The sequence below is a fragment of the Bacillus sp. FSL R7-0166 genome, assembly GCF_038008935.1.
Classification (GTDB): Bacteria; Bacillota; Bacilli; order Bacillales; family Bacillaceae; genus Bacillus; species Bacillus altitudinis.
Genome location: NZ_JBBPAC010000001.1, coordinates 88,132 through 109,165 on the forward strand (window position 1 = coordinate 88,132; position 21,034 = coordinate 109,165).

The 21,034-nt window shown below is 46.9% G+C and carries 10 protein-coding genes, 9 tRNA genes and 6 rRNA genes; all 25 read left to right on the forward strand.

The features are described from left to right. The first annotated feature begins 5 nt into the window (after nt 1–5). The 25 genes from folP (at nt 6) to clpC (ending at nt 21,005) form a co-directional block, all read left to right on the forward strand. Entirely contained in the window at nt 6–863 is an 858-nt protein-coding gene (gene folP, locus NST01_RS00465; RefSeq protein ID WP_191219273.1) for a dihydropteroate synthase, read from the forward strand. Further along, nucleotides 856–1,218 carry a dihydroneopterin aldolase gene (folB, locus tag NST01_RS00470; RefSeq protein ID WP_041506531.1) on the forward strand — a complete coding sequence of 121 codons (363 nt, stop codon included), beginning with the start codon at nt 856–858 and terminating at the stop codon, nt 1,216–1,218. Before folP ends, folB begins: the two co-directional genes overlap by 8 nt. Beyond that, complete coding sequence (gene folK / locus NST01_RS00475) at nt 1,215–1,718, forward strand: 2-amino-4-hydroxy-6-hydroxymethyldihydropteridine diphosphokinase (RefSeq protein ID WP_046342436.1); 504 nt, start codon at nt 1,215–1,217, stop codon at nt 1,716–1,718. Before folB ends, folK begins: the two co-directional genes overlap by 4 nt. Beyond that, nucleotides 1,670–1,903, forward strand: coding sequence for a helix-turn-helix domain-containing protein (locus NST01_RS00480; RefSeq protein WP_008341798.1), 234 nt, complete (start codon nt 1,670–1,672; stop codon nt 1,901–1,903). Before folK ends, NST01_RS00480 begins: the two co-directional genes overlap by 49 nt. Beyond that, a complete protein-coding gene (dusB, locus tag NST01_RS00485; RefSeq protein ID WP_046342438.1) occupies nt 1,896–2,897 on the forward strand; it encodes a tRNA dihydrouridine synthase DusB in 1,002 nt (333 codons plus the stop codon). Before NST01_RS00480 ends, dusB begins: the two co-directional genes overlap by 8 nt. A 90-nt stretch (nt 2,898–2,987) precedes the next feature. Continuing rightward, nucleotides 2,988–4,487, forward strand: coding sequence for a lysine--tRNA ligase (gene lysS, locus NST01_RS00490; protein ID WP_024719373.1), 1,500 nt, complete (start codon nt 2,988–2,990; stop codon nt 4,485–4,487). Nucleotides 4,488–4,831: 344 nt separating this feature from the next. After that, a 16S ribosomal RNA gene (locus NST01_RS00495) occupies nt 4,832–6,380 on the forward strand. Between the two features lie 182 nt (nt 6,381–6,562). Further along, nucleotides 6,563–9,493 (forward strand): 23S ribosomal RNA (locus NST01_RS00500). Nucleotides 9,494–9,554: 61 nt separating this feature from the next. Further along, nucleotides 9,555–9,670, forward strand: a 5S ribosomal RNA gene (rrf, locus tag NST01_RS00505). Between the two features lie 782 nt (nt 9,671–10,452). After that, nucleotides 10,453–10,528, forward strand: a tRNA-Val gene (locus NST01_RS00510). A gap of 33 nt (nt 10,529–10,561) precedes the next feature. Further along, nucleotides 10,562–10,637, forward strand: a tRNA-Thr gene (locus NST01_RS00515). Nucleotides 10,638–10,674: 37 nt separating this feature from the next. Next, nucleotides 10,675–10,750 (forward strand) — tRNA-Lys (locus tag NST01_RS00520). A gap of 7 nt (nt 10,751–10,757) precedes the next feature. Then, nucleotides 10,758–10,840, forward strand: a tRNA-Leu gene (locus NST01_RS00525). Between the two features lie 30 nt (nt 10,841–10,870). Then, a tRNA-Gly gene (locus NST01_RS00530) sits at nt 10,871–10,942 on the forward strand. 12 nt (nt 10,943–10,954) lie between these two features. Further along, a tRNA-Leu gene (locus NST01_RS00535) sits at nt 10,955–11,040 on the forward strand. An 11-nt stretch (nt 11,041–11,051) separates the two neighbouring features. Then, nucleotides 11,052–11,128, forward strand: a tRNA-Arg gene (locus NST01_RS00540). A gap of 7 nt (nt 11,129–11,135) precedes the next feature. Next, nucleotides 11,136–11,212, forward strand: a tRNA-Pro gene (locus NST01_RS00545). An 8-nt stretch (nt 11,213–11,220) separates the two neighbouring features. Then, a tRNA-Ala gene (locus NST01_RS00550) sits at nt 11,221–11,296 on the forward strand. 127 nt (nt 11,297–11,423) lie between these two features. After that, nucleotides 11,424–12,972 (forward strand): 16S ribosomal RNA (locus NST01_RS00555). A gap of 182 nt (nt 12,973–13,154) precedes the next feature. Further along, nucleotides 13,155–16,085 (forward strand): 23S ribosomal RNA (locus NST01_RS00560). A 61-nt stretch (nt 16,086–16,146) separates the two neighbouring features. Continuing rightward, nucleotides 16,147–16,262, forward strand: a 5S ribosomal RNA gene (gene rrf / locus NST01_RS00565). The 16S, 23S and 5S rRNA genes sit together here with 9 tRNA genes alongside, the layout of an rRNA operon. Nucleotides 16,263–16,440: 178 nt before the next feature. Continuing rightward, complete coding sequence (locus tag NST01_RS00570; protein ID WP_035391577.1) at nt 16,441–16,905, forward strand: CtsR family transcriptional regulator; 465 nt, start codon at nt 16,441–16,443, stop codon at nt 16,903–16,905. A 14-nt stretch (nt 16,906–16,919) separates the two neighbouring features. After that, entirely contained in the window at nt 16,920–17,477 is a 558-nt protein-coding gene (locus NST01_RS00575) for a UvrB/UvrC motif-containing protein (protein ID WP_007496258.1), read from the forward strand. Nucleotides 17,478–17,481: 4 nt separating this feature from the next. Next, complete coding sequence (locus NST01_RS00580; RefSeq protein WP_008345444.1) at nt 17,482–18,573, forward strand: protein arginine kinase; 1,092 nt, start codon at nt 17,482–17,484, stop codon at nt 18,571–18,573. Beyond that, the gene (gene clpC / locus NST01_RS00585; protein ID WP_007496263.1) at nt 18,570–21,005 is read left to right on the forward strand and encodes an ATP-dependent protease ATP-binding subunit ClpC; all 2,436 of its coding nucleotides are present in this window, start codon (nt 18,570–18,572) and stop codon (nt 21,003–21,005) included. Before NST01_RS00580 ends, clpC begins: the two co-directional genes overlap by 4 nt. Nucleotides 21,006–21,034: the final 29 nt, after the last annotated feature.

Genomic DNA, 21,034 nt, shown 5'->3' on the forward strand with positions numbered 1-21,034 from the left:
ACACAATGACACAACAATTGATAAAACAGCCTAAAATCATACAAGCCAAGCACCATACCCTTAGTTATGAAGAAAAGACATTGGTCATGGGCATTTTAAATGTCACACCGGACTCTTTTTCAGATGGAGGAAAATTCAATCAAATGGATAAAGCGCTGGCTCATGCAGCGCAGCTCATAGAAGATGGGGCGCATATTATTGATATTGGCGGTGAATCGACTCGGCCGGGGGCGGCACTTGTCTCAGAGCAAGAGGAGCTTTCAAGGGTCATTCCTGTCATTGAGAAGATCACAAAAGAATTGGACATACCTATTTCTATTGATACGTATAAAGCCCATGTCGCAGATGAGGCAGTGAAAGCAGGAGCCTCAATCATTAATGATGTATGGGGGGCGAAAGCTGATCCTCAAATGGCGCATGTGGCAGCGAAGCACAACGTGCCAATCATCTTAATGCACAATCGACCAGAGCGGAATTACACCCATCTGATTTCAGATATGATTGCAGATCTGAAAGAAAGTGTTCAAATTGTGAAACGAGCGGGTGTCCGTGATGACATGATTATATTAGACCCTGGTGTAGGATTTGCGAAAAATAAAACTGACAACCTCATGGTCATGAATGAACTTGAACATTTTTGCCACCTAGGGTATCCGCTGCTGCTAGCAACATCCCGCAAACGATTCATCGGTGCAGTTTTAGACCTGCCGCCTGAAGAACGTACTGAAGGAACGGGTGCGACGGTCTGTCTTGGGATTCAAAAGGGCAGCGCGATGGTCCGAGTGCACGATGTAAAAGAAATCGCAAGAATGGCAAAAATGATGGATGCCATGCTGAATAAAGGAGGCGCTTATCATCGATAAAGTATATGTAAACGGAATGGAATTTTACGGCTATCACGGTGTATTTGCAGAAGAGAATAAACTAGGCCAGCGCTTTCGTGTGGACCTAACAGCTTCACTTGATTTAAGTAAGGCAGGACAAACGGATGACCTAAATGAGACCATCAACTATGCTGAGCTCTACAACATCTGCAAAAATATTGTAGAAGGGGACCCAGTGAACCTCGTTGAAACGCTGACAGAAAGAATTACAAATCAAGTGTTAAAGGACTTTCCGACAGTTCAAGAATGTACAGTAAAAGTAATCAAACCAGATCCGCCAATTCCAGGACACTATCAGTCCGTTGCCATTGAAATGACGAGATCACGCGCATGAACAATACAGCATATATCGCTTTAGGCTCAAACATAGGAAAAAAGGAAACCTACTTAAAAGAAGCTGTCAAAAGACTTCACGAACATCCAGGTGTTCAAGTTGAATCCATTTCATCTATATATGAGACAACACCTGTAGGCTACGAGAATCAGGATGACTTCTTGAACATGGCTGTGAAGATTTCCACCTCGCTTCGTCCTGAAGAACTTCTATCACTGACTCAGAACATTGAGCAGGAGTTAGGTAGAACAAGAGAAGTGAGGTGGGGTCCACGGACAGCTGACCTTGACATTTTACTTTATAATCGTGAAAATATTGAAACAGAACAACTTGTAGTGCCGCATCCTAGAATGTACGAACGTTTATTCGTTCTTGTTCCGATGAGTGAGATTTGCCCAGAAATCGGCGAAGCCCAGATAAACGCCGTAACAGACCAAGAAGGTGTAAGCATATGGAAAAAGACATGTGGGGTAGAAGAATTCGTGCATACCGAAAGCTAAAAGGGTATACTCAGGAAGGGTTCGCCAAAAGACTGGGCATTTCTGTCTCTGTCTTAGGGGAAATTGAGCGAGGCAATCGATTACCAACAAACCAAATGGTTGGTCAAATAGCAGATGCTTTAAATATAACGGTGGAAGAACTTTCACCAATACTTGAAGAAGAAAGGAGGGGACATGATGTTTAAAATCGGAGATATCGAAATTAAAAACAAAGTAGTGCTCGCACCAATGGCTGGTGTGTGTAACTCTGCTTTCAGACTCACTGTGAAAGAGTTTGGAGCGGGCTTAGTCTGCGCTGAAATGGTCAGTGACAAAGCGATCTTGATTAATAATGCCAGAACGATGGGCATGCTGTACATTGATGAGCGTGAAAAACCGTTGAGCCTTCAGATATTTGGGGGAGAAAAGGACACGCTCGTAGAAGCGGCCAAGTTTGTAGACCAGAATACAACGGCGGACATTATTGATATTAATATGGGATGTCCTGTACCAAAGATCACGAAATGTGACGCAGGAGCGAAATGGCTGCTGGATCCAAACAAGATTTACGAAATGGTATCCTCAGTCGTAGAAGCTGTAGATAAACCTGTTACTGTGAAAATGAGAATGGGTTGGGACGAAGACCATATTTTCGCTATCGACAATGCCCGTGCTGTTGAACGAGCAGGCGGACAAGCCGTTGCTCTTCACGGACGGACCCGTGTACAGATGTACGAAGGAACGGCGAATTGGGATATTATAAAAGAGGTCAAACAATCTGTTTCCATTCCAGTCATCGGCAATGGAGATGTCAAAACCCCTCAGGATGCAAAACGTATGCTTGATGAAACGGGTGCAGATGCTGTCATGATCGGAAGAGCCGCACTAGGAAACCCGTGGATGATTTACCGGACGGTTCATTATTTAGAAACGGGTGAACTAAAAGAAGAGCCTAATGTGCGTGAGAAAATGTCTGTGTGCAAACTTCACTTAGACAGACTCATAGACCTGAAAGGCGAGCATGTGGCTGTCAGAGAAATGAGAAAACATGCAGCATGGTACTTAAAAGGTGTCCGGGGCAATGCAGATGTAAGAAACCAAATCAATCAAAGTGAAACGAGAGCGGAGCTTGTAAAAGTTCTAGATGACTTTACGATCGAAGCCGAGGCAAAAGAGCTTCAAAGAATAAAAGTAGGATAAGACTATCTTTCTTTTTGTAGCTCACTGCTAGTGCACGTACTGGCAGTTTTTCTGCTTTTCTCTGCAAAATAAATTATTGGAGTGATATAAATGAGTAATGAAGGGCTTAATAACGAAGAATTAAATGATCAATTCCAAGTAAGACGTGACAAAATGAATAAAATGAGAGAAGAGGGTATCGATCCATTCGGTGAACGATATGACCGTTCTCATCAATCCGCACAAATTATTGCTGAATATGACGAGTTTTCAAAAGAAGACTTAGAAGAAAAAGCAGCTCAAGTAACAATTGCTGGCCGTATGATGACAAAACGCGGAAAAGGGAAAGCTGGCTTTGCACACATTCAAGACTTAGAAGGACAAATTCAAATCTATGTACGTAAAGATAGTGTAGGAGAAGAAGCTTACGAATTATTCAAAAGCTCGGACCTAGGCGATATTATCGGTGTGACGGGAACCGTATTTAAAACGAATGTAGGAGAACTTTCAATTAAAGCGACTAGCTTTGAGGTTCTTACAAAAGCACTTCGCCCGCTCCCTGATAAATATCACGGACTAAAAGATGTAGAACAACGCTATCGTCAGCGTTACCTTGACCTGATTGTCAATCCAGAAAGTAAGCAGACGTTCATCATGCGCAGCAAAATCATTCAATCAATGAGAAGATACTTAGATTCAAAAGGATACCTAGAAGTTGAAACACCAACAATGCATAGCATCCCTGGTGGTGCATCAGCTCGTCCTTTCATTACTCATCACAATGCACTTGATATGCCGCTTTATATGCGTATTGCGATCGAGCTGCATTTAAAACGTCTAATTGTCGGTGGTCTAGAGAAAGTATACGAGATTGGTCGCGTATTCCGTAATGAAGGAGTCTCAACTCGTCATAACCCGGAATTTACTATGATTGAACTGTATGAAGCATATGCAGACTATAAAGACATCATGAACCTAACGGAAAACTTGATTGCTCATATTGCCCAAGAAGTACTAGGAACAACAACGATTCAATATGGAGAAGATCAAATTGATCTAAAACCTGAATGGAAGAGACTCCATATGGTTGAAGCAGTCAAAGAAGCAACAGGTGTAGACTTCTGGCAGGAGATGTCTGTAGAAGAAGCAAAACAGCATGCTGCTGATCACGATGTTGAAATCACAAAAAATATGACAGTAGGTCATATTATCAATGAGTTCTTCGAGCAAAAAGTAGAAGAAACACTGGTTCAGCCTACTTTTATTTACGGGCACCCAGTCGAGATTTCTCCATTAGCTAAGAAAAATCCTGAAGACCCGCGCTTCACGGACCGCTTTGAGCTATTCATCGTACGCCGCGAGCATGCAAATGCATTCACCGAGCTGAATGATCCAATCGACCAAAGAGAACGTTTTGAAGCTCAATTAAAAGAACGTGAAGAAGGAAATGACGAAGCGCATCTCATGGATGACGATTTTGTTGAAGCATTAGAATATGGCATGCCGCCAACAGGTGGACTAGGAATCGGTATCGACCGATTAATCATGCTGCTAACAAATTCTCCATCAATCAGAGATGTACTGCTTTTCCCGCAAATGAGAAACCGTTAATATATCAACAAAAGCGCCATTTGATCTGTGGCGCTTTTTATTTTTCATAAAATGAAACTTTTTTCAAAAAAACTATTGCAAGAAAAGAATCCAGATGGTATATTATTATTCGTTGCCGCAAAACAGCAACGAGGTTGAAAAAAGAAAATGAAAAAAGTTCTTGACTTCAACCAAAGCGAAGTGTTAAGATATTAAAGTCGCTTACGAGCGATAACGAAAATGATCTTTGAAAACTAAACAAGACAAAACGTACCTGTTAATTCGAGTTTTTATAAAAAATCCTATGATACATCATAGGTAGTCAGTCAAACGCTGACGAAAAAACAAAACTTCGGTTTTGTACTTTTTCGGAGAGTTTGATCCTGGCTCAGGACGAACGCTGGCGGCGTGCCTAATACATGCAAGTCGAGCGGACAGAAGGGAGCTTGCTCCCGGATGTTAGCGGCGGACGGGTGAGTAACACGTGGGTAACCTGCCTGTAAGACTGGGATAACTCCGGGAAACCGGAGCTAATACCGGATAGTTCCTTGAACCGCATGGTTCAAGGATGAAAGACGGTTTCGGCTGTCACTTACAGATGGACCCGCGGCGCATTAGCTAGTTGGTGAGGTAACGGCTCACCAAGGCGACGATGCGTAGCCGACCTGAGAGGGTGATCGGCCACACTGGGACTGAGACACGGCCCAGACTCCTACGGGAGGCAGCAGTAGGGAATCTTCCGCAATGGACGAAAGTCTGACGGAGCAACGCCGCGTGAGTGATGAAGGTTTTCGGATCGTAAAGCTCTGTTGTTAGGGAAGAACAAGTGCAAGAGTAACTGCTTGCACCTTGACGGTACCTAACCAGAAAGCCACGGCTAACTACGTGCCAGCAGCCGCGGTAATACGTAGGTGGCAAGCGTTGTCCGGAATTATTGGGCGTAAAGGGCTCGCAGGCGGTTTCTTAAGTCTGATGTGAAAGCCCCCGGCTCAACCGGGGAGGGTCATTGGAAACTGGGAAACTTGAGTGCAGAAGAGGAGAGTGGAATTCCACGTGTAGCGGTGAAATGCGTAGAGATGTGGAGGAACACCAGTGGCGAAGGCGACTCTCTGGTCTGTAACTGACGCTGAGGAGCGAAAGCGTGGGGAGCGAACAGGATTAGATACCCTGGTAGTCCACGCCGTAAACGATGAGTGCTAAGTGTTAGGGGGTTTCCGCCCCTTAGTGCTGCAGCTAACGCATTAAGCACTCCGCCTGGGGAGTACGGTCGCAAGACTGAAACTCAAAGGAATTGACGGGGGCCCGCACAAGCGGTGGAGCATGTGGTTTAATTCGAAGCAACGCGAAGAACCTTACCAGGTCTTGACATCCTCTGACAACCCTAGAGATAGGGCTTTCCCTTCGGGGACAGAGTGACAGGTGGTGCATGGTTGTCGTCAGCTCGTGTCGTGAGATGTTGGGTTAAGTCCCGCAACGAGCGCAACCCTTGATCTTAGTTGCCAGCATTCAGTTGGGCACTCTAAGGTGACTGCCGGTGACAAACCGGAGGAAGGTGGGGATGACGTCAAATCATCATGCCCCTTATGACCTGGGCTACACACGTGCTACAATGGACAGAACAAAGGGCTGCGAGACCGCAAGGTTTAGCCAATCCCACAAATCTGTTCTCAGTTCGGATCGCAGTCTGCAACTCGACTGCGTGAAGCTGGAATCGCTAGTAATCGCGGATCAGCATGCCGCGGTGAATACGTTCCCGGGCCTTGTACACACCGCCCGTCACACCACGAGAGTTTGCAACACCCGAAGTCGGTGAGGTAACCTTTATGGAGCCAGCCGCCGAAGGTGGGGCAGATGATTGGGGTGAAGTCGTAACAAGGTAGCCGTATCGGAAGGTGCGGCTGGATCACCTCCTTTCTAAGGATATATGGAGCAGCGTACGTTTTTCGTCTTGTTTAGTTTTGAAGGATCATTCCTTCAAACATGTCTCTAGCGAGACAGGATTGTTCTTTGAAAACTAGATAACAATAAGTAATACATTCACATTGAATGCAATGCAAAGTTCATCACACATAGTGATTCTTTCTAAAGTAAGAAATGGTTAAGTTAGAAAGGGCGCACGGTGGATGCCTTGGCACTAGGAGCCGATGAAGGACGGGACGAACACCGATATGCTTCGGGGAGCTGTAAGCAAGCTTTGATCCGGAGATTTCCGAATGGGGAAACCCACTGCTCGTAATGGAGTAGTATCCATACTTGAATACATAGAGTATGAGAAGGCATACCCGGGGAACTGAAACATCTAAGTACCCGGAGGAAGAGAAAGCAAATGCGATTCCCTGAGTAGCGGCGAGCGAAACGGGAACAGCCCAAACCAAGAGGCTTGCCTCTTGGGGTTGTAGGACACTCTATACGGAGTTACAAAGGAACGATATAAGCGAAGAGGTCTGGAAAGGCCCGCCAAAGAAGGTAACAGCCCTGTAACTGAAATGTTGTTCTCTCCAGAGTGGATCCTGAGTACGGCGGAACACGTGAAATTCCGTCGGAATCCGGGAGGACCATCTCCCAAGGCTAAATACTCCCTAGTGACCGATAGTGAACCAGTACCGTGAGGGAAAGGTGAAAAGCACCCCGGAAGGGGAGTGAAATAGATCCTGAAACCGTGTGCCTACAAGTAGTCAGAGCCCGTTAACGGGTGATGGCGTGCCTTTTGTAGAATGAACCGGCGAGTTACGATCCCGTGCAAGGTTAAGCAGAAGATGCGGAGCCGCAGCGAAAGCGAGTCTGAATAGGGCGCATGAGTACGTGGTCGTAGACCCGAAACCAGGTGATCTACCCATGTCCAGGGTGAAGTTCAGGTAACACTGAATGGAGGCCCGAACCCACGCACGTTGAAAAGTGCGGGGATGAGGTGTGGGTAGGGGTGAAATGCCAATCGAACCTGGAGATAGCTGGTTCTCTCCGAAATAGCTTTAGGGCTAGCCTCAAGGTAAGAGTCTCGGAGGTAGAGCACTGATTGGACTAGGGGCCCCTACCGGGTTACCGAATTCAGTCAAACTCCGAATGCCGATGACTTATCCTTGGGAGTCAGACTGCGAGTGATAAGATCCGTAGTCGAAAGGGAAACAGCCCAGACCGCCAGCTAAGGTCCCAAAGTATACGTTAAGTGGAAAAGGATGTGGAGTTGCTTAGACAACCAGGATGTTGGCTTAGAAGCAGCCACCATTTAAAGAGTGCGTAATAGCTCACTGGTCGAGTGACTCTGCGCCGAAAATGTACCGGGGCTAAACGTATCACCGAAGCTGCGGACTGTTCTTACGAACAGTGGTAGGAGAGCGTTCTAAGTGCAGTGAAGTCAGACCGGAAGGACTGGTGGAGCGCTTAGAAGTGAGAATGCCGGTATGAGTAGCGAAAGACGGGTGAGAATCCCGTCCACCGAATGCCTAAGGTTTCCTGAGGAAGGCTCGTCCGCTCAGGGTTAGTCGGGACCTAAGCCGAGGCCGAAAGGCGTAGGCGATGGACAACAGGTTGATATTCCTGTACCACCTCCTCACCATTTGAGCAATGGGGGGACGCAGGAGGATAGGGTAAGCGCGGTATTGGATATCCGCGTCCAAGCAGTTAGGCTGGGAAATAGGCAAATCCGTTTCCCGTGAAGGCTGAGCTGTGATGGCGAGCGAAATTTAGTAGCGAAGTTCCTGATTCCACACTGCCAAGAAAAGCCTCTAGCGAGGTGAGAGGTGCCCGTACCGCAAACCGACACAGGTAGGCGAGGAGAGAATCCTAAGGTGATCGAGAGAACTCTCGTTAAGGAACTCGGCAAAATGACCCCGTAACTTCGGGAGAAGGGGTGCTTCTTAGGGTGTTAAAGCCCCGAGAAGCCGCAGTGAATAGGCCCAGGCGACTGTTTAGCAAAAACACAGGTCTCTGCGAAGCCGTAAGGCGAAGTATAGGGGCTGACGCCTGCCCGGTGCTGGAAGGTTAAGAGGAGCGCTTAGCGTAAGCGAAGGTGCGAATTGAAGCCCCAGTAAACGGCGGCCGTAACTATAACGGTCCTAAGGTAGCGAAATTCCTTGTCGGGTAAGTTCCGACCCGCACGAAAGGCGCAACGATCTGGGCACTGTCTCAACGAGAGACTCGGTGAAATTATAGTACCTGTGAAGATGCAGGTTACCCGCGACAGGACGGAAAGACCCCGTGGAGCTTTACTGCAGCCTGATATTGAATGTTGGTACAGCTTGTACAGGATAGGTAGGAGCCTTGGAAACCGGAGCGCTAGCTTCGGTGGAGGCATCGGTGGGATACTACCCTGGCTGTATTGACCTTCTAACCCGCTGCCCTTATCGGGCAGGGAGACAGTGTCAGGTGGGCAGTTTGACTGGGGCGGTCGCCTCCTAAAATGTAACGGAGGCGCCCAAAGGTTCCCTCAGAATGGTTGGAAATCATTCGCAGAGTGTAAAGGCACAAGGGAGCTTGACTGCGAGACCTACAAGTCGAGCAGGGACGAAAGTCGGGCTTAGTGATCCGGTGGTTCCGCATGGAAGGGCCATCGCTCAACGGATAAAAGCTACCCCGGGGATAACAGGCTTATCTCCCCCAAGAGTCCACATCGACGGGGAGGTTTGGCACCTCGATGTCGGCTCATCGCATCCTGGGGCTGTAGTCGGTCCCAAGGGTTGGGCTGTTCGCCCATTAAAGCGGTACGCGAGCTGGGTTCAGAACGTCGTGAGACAGTTCGGTCCCTATCCGTCGCGGGCGCAGGAAATTTGAGAGGAGCTGTCCTTAGTACGAGAGGACCGGGATGGACGCACCGCTGGTGTACCAGTTGTTCTGCCAAGGGCATCGCTGGGTAGCTATGTGCGGACGGGATAAGTGCTGAAAGCATCTAAGCATGAAGCCCCCCTCAAGATGAGATTTCCCATTCCGCAAGGAAGTAAGATCCCTGAAAGATGATCAGGTTGATAGGTCTGAGGTGGAAGCGTGGTGACACGTGGAGCTGACAGATACTAATAGATCGAGGACTTAACCTATATTCTAATGTGAAAAATGAACGTTGTTATCTAGTTTTGAGAGAACATTCTCTCCATCAGGTTTGGTGGCGATAGCGAAGAGGTCACACCCGTTCCCATACCGAACACGGAAGTTAAGCTCTTCAGCGCCGATGGTAGTTGGGGGTTTCCCCCTGTGAGAGTAGGACGCCGCCAAGCTTTTCAAAGGATCAGTTCCAGTCGGAACTGGTCTTTTTTGTGTTTTAATAAATGATATATCTATTTATATTGAAAATAGTGGTCTTTCACTACATTCTCAATAACTCATTCATTTCATCCCCTTCACTGGAATTCTAGACATTCTATAAAATTCTTATCATCCAATCTCGTCGCTCGCTCATCTTGCTAAGAGTCAACATCGAACGAGTAAACATGTCTAAGAAGGATCTTCTCCTCTGGCAACCATATGTAGCGAACTGCGCTTGCTGCTAGATCATTGAAACCTACATAAGAGAGCAAAGGGCATCTTGGTTTGCTAATGAGAGAGGGGAGGAAGATTTGAGTTAAGCACCACAATGTTTGATGAGGCAAGGGAACATTGAGAAGAATTTTTGGAAAATGACCAGGATCAATTTAATATAAAGCAAATTTACAAAATGGTTTCTCGGAAAAATAAAATAATAAAAAAATTCGTTTCTATATGCACGTTACCTGAGGATTTAAGGAATAAAACAAACATTTTTCAGCTTTAAAAGAGCTGTTTTTACATTGAAAAAGCGCTATTAATCCCCTTTTTAACAAAAAAACATAAAAAAATGAAAAAAAGACTTTTAAAATGAAGAGACAAGTGGTAAACTTCTTTAGGTGCCTTAACGAAAAGATGTGAAAAAATAGCTTTAAAATAAATTCAAAAATTATTTTAAAAAAGTCTTTACAAACAATATCTTATCGTTATATAATACTATTTGTCAGATCGAGAGACATTCGAAACGACATAATATGGAGGATTAGCTCAGCTGGGAGAGCATCTGCCTTACAAGCAGAGGGTCGGCGGTTCGAGCCCGTCATCCTCCACCATATTTATTCTTACATAATGTTAGGATAGATAAAGCCGGTGTAGCTCAACTGGTAGAGCAACTGACTTGTAATCAGTAGGTTGGGGGTTCAAGTCCTCTTGCCGGCACCACTTTCATATGGTAAGATAGACAAGTCGCTTTAAAAGCGAGCCATTAGCTCAGTTGGTAGAGCATCTGACTTTTAATCAGAGGGTCGAAGGTTCGAGTCCTTCATGGCTCACCATTTTCATGCGGGTGTGGCGGAATTGGCAGACGCGCTAGACTTAGGATCTAGTGTCTTTATGACGTGGGGGTTCAAGTCCCTTCACCCGCATTGCCAAACAACATAAAGAAATCCTGTAATGCGGAAGTAGTTCAGTGGTAGAACACCACCTTGCCAAGGTGGGGGTCGCGGGTTCGAATCCCGTCTTCCGCTTATACCATCCACGCCGGGGTGGTGGAATTGGCAGACACACAGGACTTAAAATCCTGCGGTAGGTGACTACCGTGCCGGTTCAAGTCCGGCCCTCGGCATTATAAAATAAGCGCCCGTAGCTCAATTGGATAGAGCGTTTGACTACGGATCAAAAGGTTAGGGGTTCGACTCCTCTCGGGCGCGCCATTAAGATCGGGAAGTAGCTCAGCTTGGTAGAGCACTTGGTTTGGGACCAAGGGGTCGCAGGTTCGAATCCTGTCTTCCCGACCATCTTTTATGGGGCCTTAGCTCAGCTGGGAGAGCGCCTGCCTTGCACGCAGGAGGTCAGCGGTTCGATCCCGCTAGGCTCCACCAATATGATCTTTGAAAACTAAACAAGACAAAACGTACCTGTTAATTCGAGTTTTTATAAAAAATCCTATGATACATCATAGGTAGTCAGTCAAACGCTGACGAAAAAACAAAACTTCGGTTTTGTACTTTTTCGGAGAGTTTGATCCTGGCTCAGGACGAACGCTGGCGGCGTGCCTAATACATGCAAGTCGAGCGGACAGAAGGGAGCTTGCTCCCGGATGTTAGCGGCGGACGGGTGAGTAACACGTGGGTAACCTGCCTGTAAGACTGGGATAACTCCGGGAAACCGGAGCTAATACCGGATAGTTCCTTGAACCGCATGGTTCAAGGATGAAAGACGGTTTCGGCTGTCACTTACAGATGGACCCGCGGCGCATTAGCTAGTTGGTGAGGTAACGGCTCACCAAGGCGACGATGCGTAGCCGACCTGAGAGGGTGATCGGCCACACTGGGACTGAGACACGGCCCAGACTCCTACGGGAGGCAGCAGTAGGGAATCTTCCGCAATGGACGAAAGTCTGACGGAGCAACGCCGCGTGAGTGATGAAGGTTTTCGGATCGTAAAGCTCTGTTGTTAGGGAAGAACAAGTGCAAGAGTAACTGCTTGCACCTTGACGGTACCTAACCAGAAAGCCACGGCTAACTACGTGCCAGCAGCCGCGGTAATACGTAGGTGGCAAGCGTTGTCCGGAATTATTGGGCGTAAAGGGCTCGCAGGCGGTTTCTTAAGTCTGATGTGAAAGCCCCCGGCTCAACCGGGGAGGGTCATTGGAAACTGGGAAACTTGAGTGCAGAAGAGGAGAGTGGAATTCCACGTGTAGCGGTGAAATGCGTAGAGATGTGGAGGAACACCAGTGGCGAAGGCGACTCTCTGGTCTGTAACTGACGCTGAGGAGCGAAAGCGTGGGGAGCGAACAGGATTAGATACCCTGGTAGTCCACGCCGTAAACGATGAGTGCTAAGTGTTAGGGGGTTTCCGCCCCTTAGTGCTGCAGCTAACGCATTAAGCACTCCGCCTGGGGAGTACGGTCGCAAGACTGAAACTCAAAGGAATTGACGGGGGCCCGCACAAGCGGTGGAGCATGTGGTTTAATTCGAAGCAACGCGAAGAACCTTACCAGGTCTTGACATCCTCTGACAACCCTAGAGATAGGGCTTTCCCTTCGGGGACAGAGTGACAGGTGGTGCATGGTTGTCGTCAGCTCGTGTCGTGAGATGTTGGGTTAAGTCCCGCAACGAGCGCAACCCTTGATCTTAGTTGCCAGCATTCAGTTGGGCACTCTAAGGTGACTGCCGGTGACAAACCGGAGGAAGGTGGGGATGACGTCAAATCATCATGCCCCTTATGACCTGGGCTACACACGTGCTACAATGGACAGAACAAAGGGCTGCGAGACCGCAAGGTTTAGCCAATCCCACAAATCTGTTCTCAGTTCGGATCGCAGTCTGCAACTCGACTGCGTGAAGCTGGAATCGCTAGTAATCGCGGATCAGCATGCCGCGGTGAATACGTTCCCGGGCCTTGTACACACCGCCCGTCACACCACGAGAGTTTGCAACACCCGAAGTCGGTGAGGTAACCTTTATGGAGCCAGCCGCCGAAGGTGGGGCAGATGATTGGGGTGAAGTCGTAACAAGGTAGCCGTATCGGAAGGTGCGGCTGGATCACCTCCTTTCTAAGGATATATGGAGCAGCGTACGTTTTTCGTCTTGTTTAGTTTTGAAGGATCATTCCTTCAAACATGTCTCTAGCGAGACAGGATTGTTCTTTGAAAACTAGATAACAATAAGTAATACATTCACATTGAATGCAATGCAAAGTTCATCACACATAGTGATTCTTTCTAAAGTAAGAAATGGTTAAGTTAGAAAGGGCGCACGGTGGATGCCTTGGCACTAGGAGCCGATGAAGGACGGGACGAACACCGATATGCTTCGGGGAGCTGTAAGCAAGCTTTGATCCGGAGATTTCCGAATGGGGAAACCCACTGCTCGTAATGGAGTAGTATCCATACTTGAATACATAGAGTATGAGAAGGCATACCCGGGGAACTGAAACATCTAAGTACCCGGAGGAAGAGAAAGCAAATGCGATTCCCTGAGTAGCGGCGAGCGAAACGGGAACAGCCCAAACCAAGAGGCTTGCCTCTTGGGGTTGTAGGACACTCTATACGGAGTTACAAAGGAACGATATAAGCGAAGAGGTCTGGAAAGGCCCGCCAAAGAAGGTAACAGCCCTGTAACTGAAATGTTGTTCTCTCCAGAGTGGATCCTGAGTACGGCGGAACACGTGAAATTCCGTCGGAATCCGGGAGGACCATCTCCCAAGGCTAAATACTCCCTAGTGACCGATAGTGAACCAGTACCGTGAGGGAAAGGTGAAAAGCACCCCGGAAGGGGAGTGAAATAGATCCTGAAACCGTGTGCCTACAAGTAGTCAGAGCCCGTTAACGGGTGATGGCGTGCCTTTTGTAGAATGAACCGGCGAGTTACGATCCCGTGCAAGGTTAAGCAGAAGATGCGGAGCCGCAGCGAAAGCGAGTCTGAATAGGGCGCATGAGTACGTGGTCGTAGACCCGAAACCAGGTGATCTACCCATGTCCAGGGTGAAGTTCAGGTAACACTGAATGGAGGCCCGAACCCACGCACGTTGAAAAGTGCGGGGATGAGGTGTGGGTAGGGGTGAAATGCCAATCGAACCTGGAGATAGCTGGTTCTCTCCGAAATAGCTTTAGGGCTAGCCTCAAGGTAAGAGTCTCGGAGGTAGAGCACTGATTGGACTAGGGGCCCCTACCGGGTTACCGAATTCAGTCAAACTCCGAATGCCGATGACTTATCCTTGGGAGTCAGACTGCGAGTGATAAGATCCGTAGTCGAAAGGGAAACAGCCCAGACCGCCAGCTAAGGTCCCAAAGTATACGTTAAGTGGAAAAGGATGTGGAGTTGCTTAGACAACCAGGATGTTGGCTTAGAAGCAGCCACCATTTAAAGAGTGCGTAATAGCTCACTGGTCGAGTGACTCTGCGCCGAAAATGTACCGGGGCTAAACGTATCACCGAAGCTGCGGACTGTTCTTACGAACAGTGGTAGGAGAGCGTTCTAAGTGCAGTGAAGTCAGACCGGAAGGACTGGTGGAGCGCTTAGAAGTGAGAATGCCGGTATGAGTAGCGAAAGACGGGTGAGAATCCCGTCCACCGAATGCCTAAGGTTTCCTGAGGAAGGCTCGTCCGCTCAGGGTTAGTCGGGACCTAAGCCGAGGCCGAAAGGCGTAGGCGATGGACAACAGGTTGATATTCCTGTACCACCTCCTCACCATTTGAGCAATGGGGGGACGCAGGAGGATAGGGTAAGCGCGGTATTGGATATCCGCGTCCAAGCAGTTAGGCTGGGAAATAGGCAAATCCGTTTCCCGTGAAGGCTGAGCTGTGATGGCGAGCGAAATTTAGTAGCGAAGTTCCTGATTCCACACTGCCAAGAAAAGCCTCTAGCGAGGTGAGAGGTGCCCGTACCGCAAACCGACACAGGTAGGCGAGGAGAGAATCCTAAGGTGATCGAGAGAACTCTCGTTAAGGAACTCGGCAAAATGACCCCGTAACTTCGGGAGAAGGGGTGCTTCTTAGGGTGTTAAAGCCCCGAGAAGCCGCAGTGAATAGGCCCAGGCGACTGTTTAGCAAAAACACAGGTCTCTGCGAAGCCGTAAGGCGAAGTATAGGGGCTGACGCCTGCCCGGTGCTGGAAGGTTAAGAGGAGCGCTTAGCGTAAGCGAAGGTGCGAATTGAAGCCCCAGTAAACGGCGGCCGTAACTATAACGGTCCTAAGGTAGCGAAATTCCTTGTCGGGTAAGTTCCGACCCGCACGAAAGGCGCAACGATCTGGGCACTGTCTCAACGAGAGACTCGGTGAAATTATAGTACCTGTGAAGATGCAGGTTACCCGCGACAGGACGGAAAGACCCCGTGGAGCTTTACTGCAGCCTGATATTGAATGTTGGTACAGCTTGTACAGGATAGGTAGGAGCCTTGGAAACCGGAGCGCTAGCTTCGGTGGAGGCATCGGTGGGATACTACCCTGGCTGTATTGACCTTCTAACCCGCTGCCCTTATCGGGCAGGGAGACAGTGTCAGGTGGGCAGTTTGACTGGGGCGGTCGCCTCCTAAAATGTAACGGAGGCGCCCAAAGGTTCCCTCAGAATGGTTGGAAATCATTCGCAGAGTGTAAAGGCACAAGGGAGCTTGACTGCGAGACCTACAAGTCGAGCAGGGACGAAAGTCGGGCTTAGTGATCCGGTGGTTCCGCATGGAAGGGCCATCGCTCAACGGATAAAAGCTACCCCGGGGATAACAGGCTTATCTCCCCCAAGAGTCCACATCGACGGGGAGGTTTGGCACCTCGATGTCGGCTCATCGCATCCTGGGGCTGTAGTCGGTCCCAAGGGTTGGGCTGTTCGCCCATTAAAGCGGTACGCGAGCTGGGTTCAGAACGTCGTGAGACAGTTCGGTCCCTATCCGTCGCGGGCGCAGGAAATTTGAGAGGAGCTGTCCTTAGTACGAGAGGACCGGGATGGACGCACCGCTGGTGTACCAGTTGTTCTGCCAAGGGCATCGCTGGGTAGCTATGTGCGGACGGGATAAGTGCTGAAAGCATCTAAGCATGAAGCCCCCCTCAAGATGAGATTTCCCATTCCGCAAGGAAGTAAGATCCCTGAAAGATGATCAGGTTGATAGGTCTGAGGTGGAAGCGTGGTGACACGTGGAGCTGACAGATACTAATAGATCGAGGACTTAACCTATATTCTAATGTGAAAAATGAACGTTGTTATCTAGTTTTGAGAGAACATTCTCTCCATCAGGTTTGGTGGCGATAGCGAAGAGGTCACACCCGTTCCCATACCGAACACGGAAGTTAAGCTCTTCAGCGCCGATGGTAGTTGGGGGTTTCCCCCTGTGAGAGTAGGACGCCGCCAAGCTTTTCAAAGGATCAGTTCCAGTCGGAACTGGTCTTTTTTTGTGTTTTTGGGACGTTTGGCACCAGATAAATGTGGAAATAATATTGTTAGTTGAGCGATTATCTTGAAAAATCGATCGAAAAAATTTATAGTAAGATTAAAGTCAAATATAGTCAAAGTCAATGGAGGAGGAGGCGGAGTGGCACAAAATATTTCTGATATCATCGAGCAGTATTTGAAGGAAGTCTTGGATCAGAATGGTCGAGAAATATTAGAAATTAAACGCAATGAAATTGCAGATAAGTTTCAATGCGTACCTTCACAAATTAACTATGTTATCAATACACGCTTTACGAGCGAAAGAGGTTATATCGTCGAAAGTAAGCGTGGCGGCGGTGGCTATATCCGTATCATTAAAGTCAAAATAAATGATGAAGTCGATTTATTGAACAACATTATTTCCCAAATATATCATCGTTTATCACAGGCTGCATCTGATCATATCATCATGCGTCTTGTTGAGAACAACATTTTATCCGAAAGAGAAGCAAAGATGATGATTAGTGTCATGGACCGTTCTGTTTTACACATTGATTTACCTGAACGAGATGAACTGCGGGCTCGGATGATGAAAGCGATGTTAAATGCTTTGAAATTAAAGTAAAGCGGGTGAAAAGATTGATTTGTCAAGAATGCAATGAGAGACCAGCCACTTTTCACTTTACGAAAGTAATAAATGGAGAAAAACAAGAAATGCACATATGTGAACAATGTGCAAAAGAAAACAGTGATTCATATGCTATGAGTGGAAACCAAGGTTTCTCGATTCACAACTTATTATCAGGCTTATTGAATATTGATCCTAGCTTTACCACAAGTGCGAATAAAGGATCATCTATTTTTCAAGAGGCAAGAGAAGTGGATCAATGTCCTAAGTGTGGCTTAACTTTTCAGCAATTCAGGAAAACAGGCCGTTTTGGCTGTGCAGAATGTTATCGAACCTTTGATCAGTATTTAAATCCTGTTTTAAGGAAAGTCCATAGTGGAAATACAGTCCATAATGGAAAAGTCCCTAAACGGATTGCCGGCAGTCTGCATGTTCGCCGGAAACTTGAGTTAATGCAGCAAGAACTGAAGCAGCTGATTGAACAGGAAGAGTTTGAAAAAGCAGCGGAAGTTCGAGATCAAATTCGTGCGTTAGAGCATGAGCAATCTCAGCAGAGGGAGGGAGATTAACGACATGTCGCTCCAGCATTTTATTCAAGACGCATTAAGTCAATGGATGAAACAGAAAGGACCAGAAAGTGACATTGTTCTAAGCAGTCGTATTCGGCTGGCACGCAATCTAGAGCATGTTCGTTTCCCAACTCAGTTTTCTCAAGAGGAGGCTGAAGCTGTTCTTCAGCAATTCGAGCAAAAGTTTGCGAGCCAGGAAGTGAAGGACATTGGAAACTTTGTTCTGATTCGAATGAATGACACGCAGCCTTTGGCTAAAAGGGTACTTGTTGAAAAGCATTTGATTAGCCCCAATTTAGCAGAATCAAGATTTGGCGGCTGTTTGCTTTCAGAAAATGAAGAAATCAGTGTCATGCTGAATGAGGAAGACCATATTCGTATTCAATGCTTGTTCCCAGGATTTCAGCTGGCTAATGCACTAAAAGCAGCTAACCAAATAGATGACTGGATTGAAGAGCAAGTGGATTATGCGTTTTCTGAAAAGCGAGGATACTTAACGAGCTGTCCGACCAATGTAGGTACAGGTATTAGGGCTTCAGTCATGATGCACTTACCAGCATTAGCCCTGACAAGACAAATGAATCGCATTATTCCTGCAATTAATCAATTAGGTCTTGTGGTCAGAGGAATTTATGGTGAGGGTAGCGAAGCAATAGGAAACATCTTTCAAATTTCAAATCAAATGACACTGGGTCAATCAGAAGAAGATATTGTAGATGACTTGAATAGTGTGACGGCACAGCTCATTGAACAAGAGCGATCTGCACGTAAGGCATTATATCAGACGTCTAAAATTGAACTTGAAGACAGAGTGTACCGTTCCTTGGGGATTTTGGCTAATTGTCGCATGATTGAATCTAAGGAAACGGCTAAGTGTTTGTCAGATGTGCGACTTGGAATTGATTTAGGTATCATTAAGGGGCTTTCAAGTAATATACTGAATGAACTCATGATTTTGACACAGCCTGGCTTCCTTCAGCAATATTCAGGAGGAGCCTTGGAACCAAATGAAAGAGATATAAAACGAGCAGCAATTATTAGAGAAAGGCTGCGCTTAGAAATGCATAGGAATGGACAGGAGGATGAAACGATATGATGTTTGGAAGATTCACTGAAAGAGCTCAAAAGGTATTAGCACTTGCACAAGAAGAAGCCATTCGCCTAGGCCATAAGAACATCGGAACAGAGCATATTTTACTTGGTCTTGTACGTGAAGGTGAGGGCATTGCCGCAAAAGCATTAGAAGCACTGGGCCTTGTTTCAGATAAAATCCAAAAAGAAGTCGAGAGCTTGATTGGAAGAGGGCAAGAGGTGTCTCAAGCTATTCCTCATTACACACCTAGAGCGAAGAAGGTTACGGAGCTTTCTATGGATGAAGCGAGAAAGCTTGGTCATTCCTATGTAGGGACAGAACATATTCTTTTAGGTCTTATTCGTGAGGGAGAGGGTGTAGCTGCCCGTGTCTTAAATAACCTCGGAGTAAGCTTAAATAAAGCACGCCAGCAAGTATTGCAGCTTCTAGGCAGCAATGAAACGGGTGCATCTGCGGCAGGATCTAATAGCAATGCCAATACACCAACTTTAGATAGCTTGGCAAGAGACTTAACGGCTATTGCGAAAGAGGACAGCTTGGACCCTGTGATTGGCCGTAGCAAAGAAATTCAGCGTGTCATTGAGGTCCTAAGTAGAAGAACAAAGAATAACCCTGTCTTGATTGGAGAGCCTGGTGTTGGTAAAACAGCGATCGCAGAAGGCCTCGCACAGCAAATTATTCACAACGAAGTGCCTGAAATTTTGCGTGATAAACGAGTCATGACACTTGATATGGGAACCGTTGTAGCGGGAACGAAATATCGTGGTGAATTCGAGGATCGTTTGAAAAAAGTCATGGACGAAATCCGTCAGGCTGGAAATATCATTCTCTTCATTGATGAGCTTCATACACTGATTGGTGCAGGAGGAGCAGAGGGTGCGATTGATGCCTCTAATATTCTAAAACCATCTTTAGCACGTGGTGAGCTTCAATGTATCGGGGCAACAACGTTAGATGAGTACCGTAAATATATTGAAAAAGATGCTGCACTTGAACGTCGATTCCAGCCAATTCAAGTGGACCAGCCATCTGTTGATGAAAGTATTCAAATTTTAAGAGGGCTTAGAGACCGTTATGAAGCACATCACCGTGTGTCTATTACAGATGAAGCCATTGAGGCGGCGGTAAAGCTTTCTGATCGTTATATCTCTGATCGTTTCCTTCCAGATAAGGCGATTGACTTAATTGATGAGGCGGGTTCAAAAGTTCGTTTACGTTCTTTCACAACACCGCCTAATCTAAAGGAACTTGAGCAAAAGCTGGATGAAGTACGCAAGGAAAAGGATGCAGCTGTTCAAAGTCAAGAATTCGAAAAAGCCGCTTCTCTTCGTGATACGGAGCAACGTTTGCGTGAAAAGGTAGAAGTGACGAAGAAATCTTGGAAAGAAAAGCAGGGACAAGAGAATTCAGAGGTTTCTGTGGATGATATCGCAATGGTTGTTTCTAGCTGGACGGGAGTACCTGTTTCAAAAATTGCTCAAACAGAAACAGATAAGCTTCTAAACATGGAACAATTGCTCCACTCTCGCGTCATTGGACAGGATGAAGCAGTTGTTGCTGTTGCAAAAGCTGTAAGACGTGCCCGTGCTGGACTAAAAGATCCGAAACGTCCGATAGGCTCCTTTATTTTCTTAGGGCCAACAGGTGTTGGTAAGACTGAGCTTGCAAGAGCACTCGCTGAGTCTATCTTCGGTGATGAAGAAGCGATGATTCGTATTGATATGTCTGAGTACATGGAAAAACACTCGACTTCAAGACTTGTTGGATCACCTCCAGGCTATGTGGGCTATGATGAGGGCGGTCAGCTGACTGAAAAAGTGAGAAGAAAGCCGTATTCTGTCGTGCTTCTAGATGAGATTGAAAAGGCGCACCCTGATGTGTTTAACATCTTACTTCAAGTGTTAGAAGATGGTCGTCTCACTGATTCTAAAGGTCGTACTGTTGACTTTAGAAATACGATTTTGATTATGACTTCAAACGTTGGAGCTAGTGAGCTGAAGCGCAATAAATATGTTGGCTTTAACGTGCAGGATGAAAGTCAAAATTACAAAGATATGAAAGGCAAAGTAATGGGTGAGTTGAAACGTGCGTTTAGACCGGAGTTCATCAACCGTATTGATGAAATCATTGTCTTCCACTCACTCGAAAAGAAACATCTAAAAGAGATTGTGTCTCTCATGTCTGATCAATTGACAAAACGACTAAAAGAGCAGGACCTTTCAATTGAATTGACGGAAGCAGCAAAAGCCAAGATTGCCGACGAAGGCGTAGATCTTGAGTATGGTGCTCGTCCGTTAAGAAGAGCGATTCAAAAGCACGTCGAGGATCGACTTTCTGAGGAATTGCTGAAAGGCAATATTGAAAAGGGCCAACATATCGTATTAGATGTAGAAGATGGAGAAATTGTCGTAAAAGCAACGGCTGCTACGAACTAATATAGTAAGAAAAAAGTGTGAGGCATACC

Bases quoted from the DNA above. Each gene is read 5' to 3' on its own strand.
- NST01_RS00480 (WP_008341798.1), top strand. From the start codon at position 1,670: ATGGAAAAAGACATGTGGGGTAGAAGAATTCGTGCATACCGAAAGCTA.
- folK (WP_046342436.1), top strand. From the start codon at position 1,215: ATGAACAATACAGCATATATCGCTTTAGGCTCAAACATAGGAAAAAAG.
- clpC (WP_007496263.1), top strand. From the start codon at position 18,570: ATGATGTTTGGAAGATTCACTGAAAGAGCTCAAAAGGTATTAGCACTT.
- lysS (WP_024719373.1), top strand. From the start codon at position 2,988: ATGAGTAATGAAGGGCTTAATAACGAAGAATTAAATGATCAATTCCAA.
- dusB (WP_046342438.1), top strand. From the start codon at position 1,896: ATGTTTAAAATCGGAGATATCGAAATTAAAAACAAAGTAGTGCTCGCA.
- NST01_RS00580 (WP_008345444.1), top strand. From the start codon at position 17,482: ATGTCGCTCCAGCATTTTATTCAAGACGCATTAAGTCAATGGATGAAA.
- folP (WP_191219273.1), top strand. From the start codon at position 6: ATGACACAACAATTGATAAAACAGCCTAAAATCATACAAGCCAAGCAC.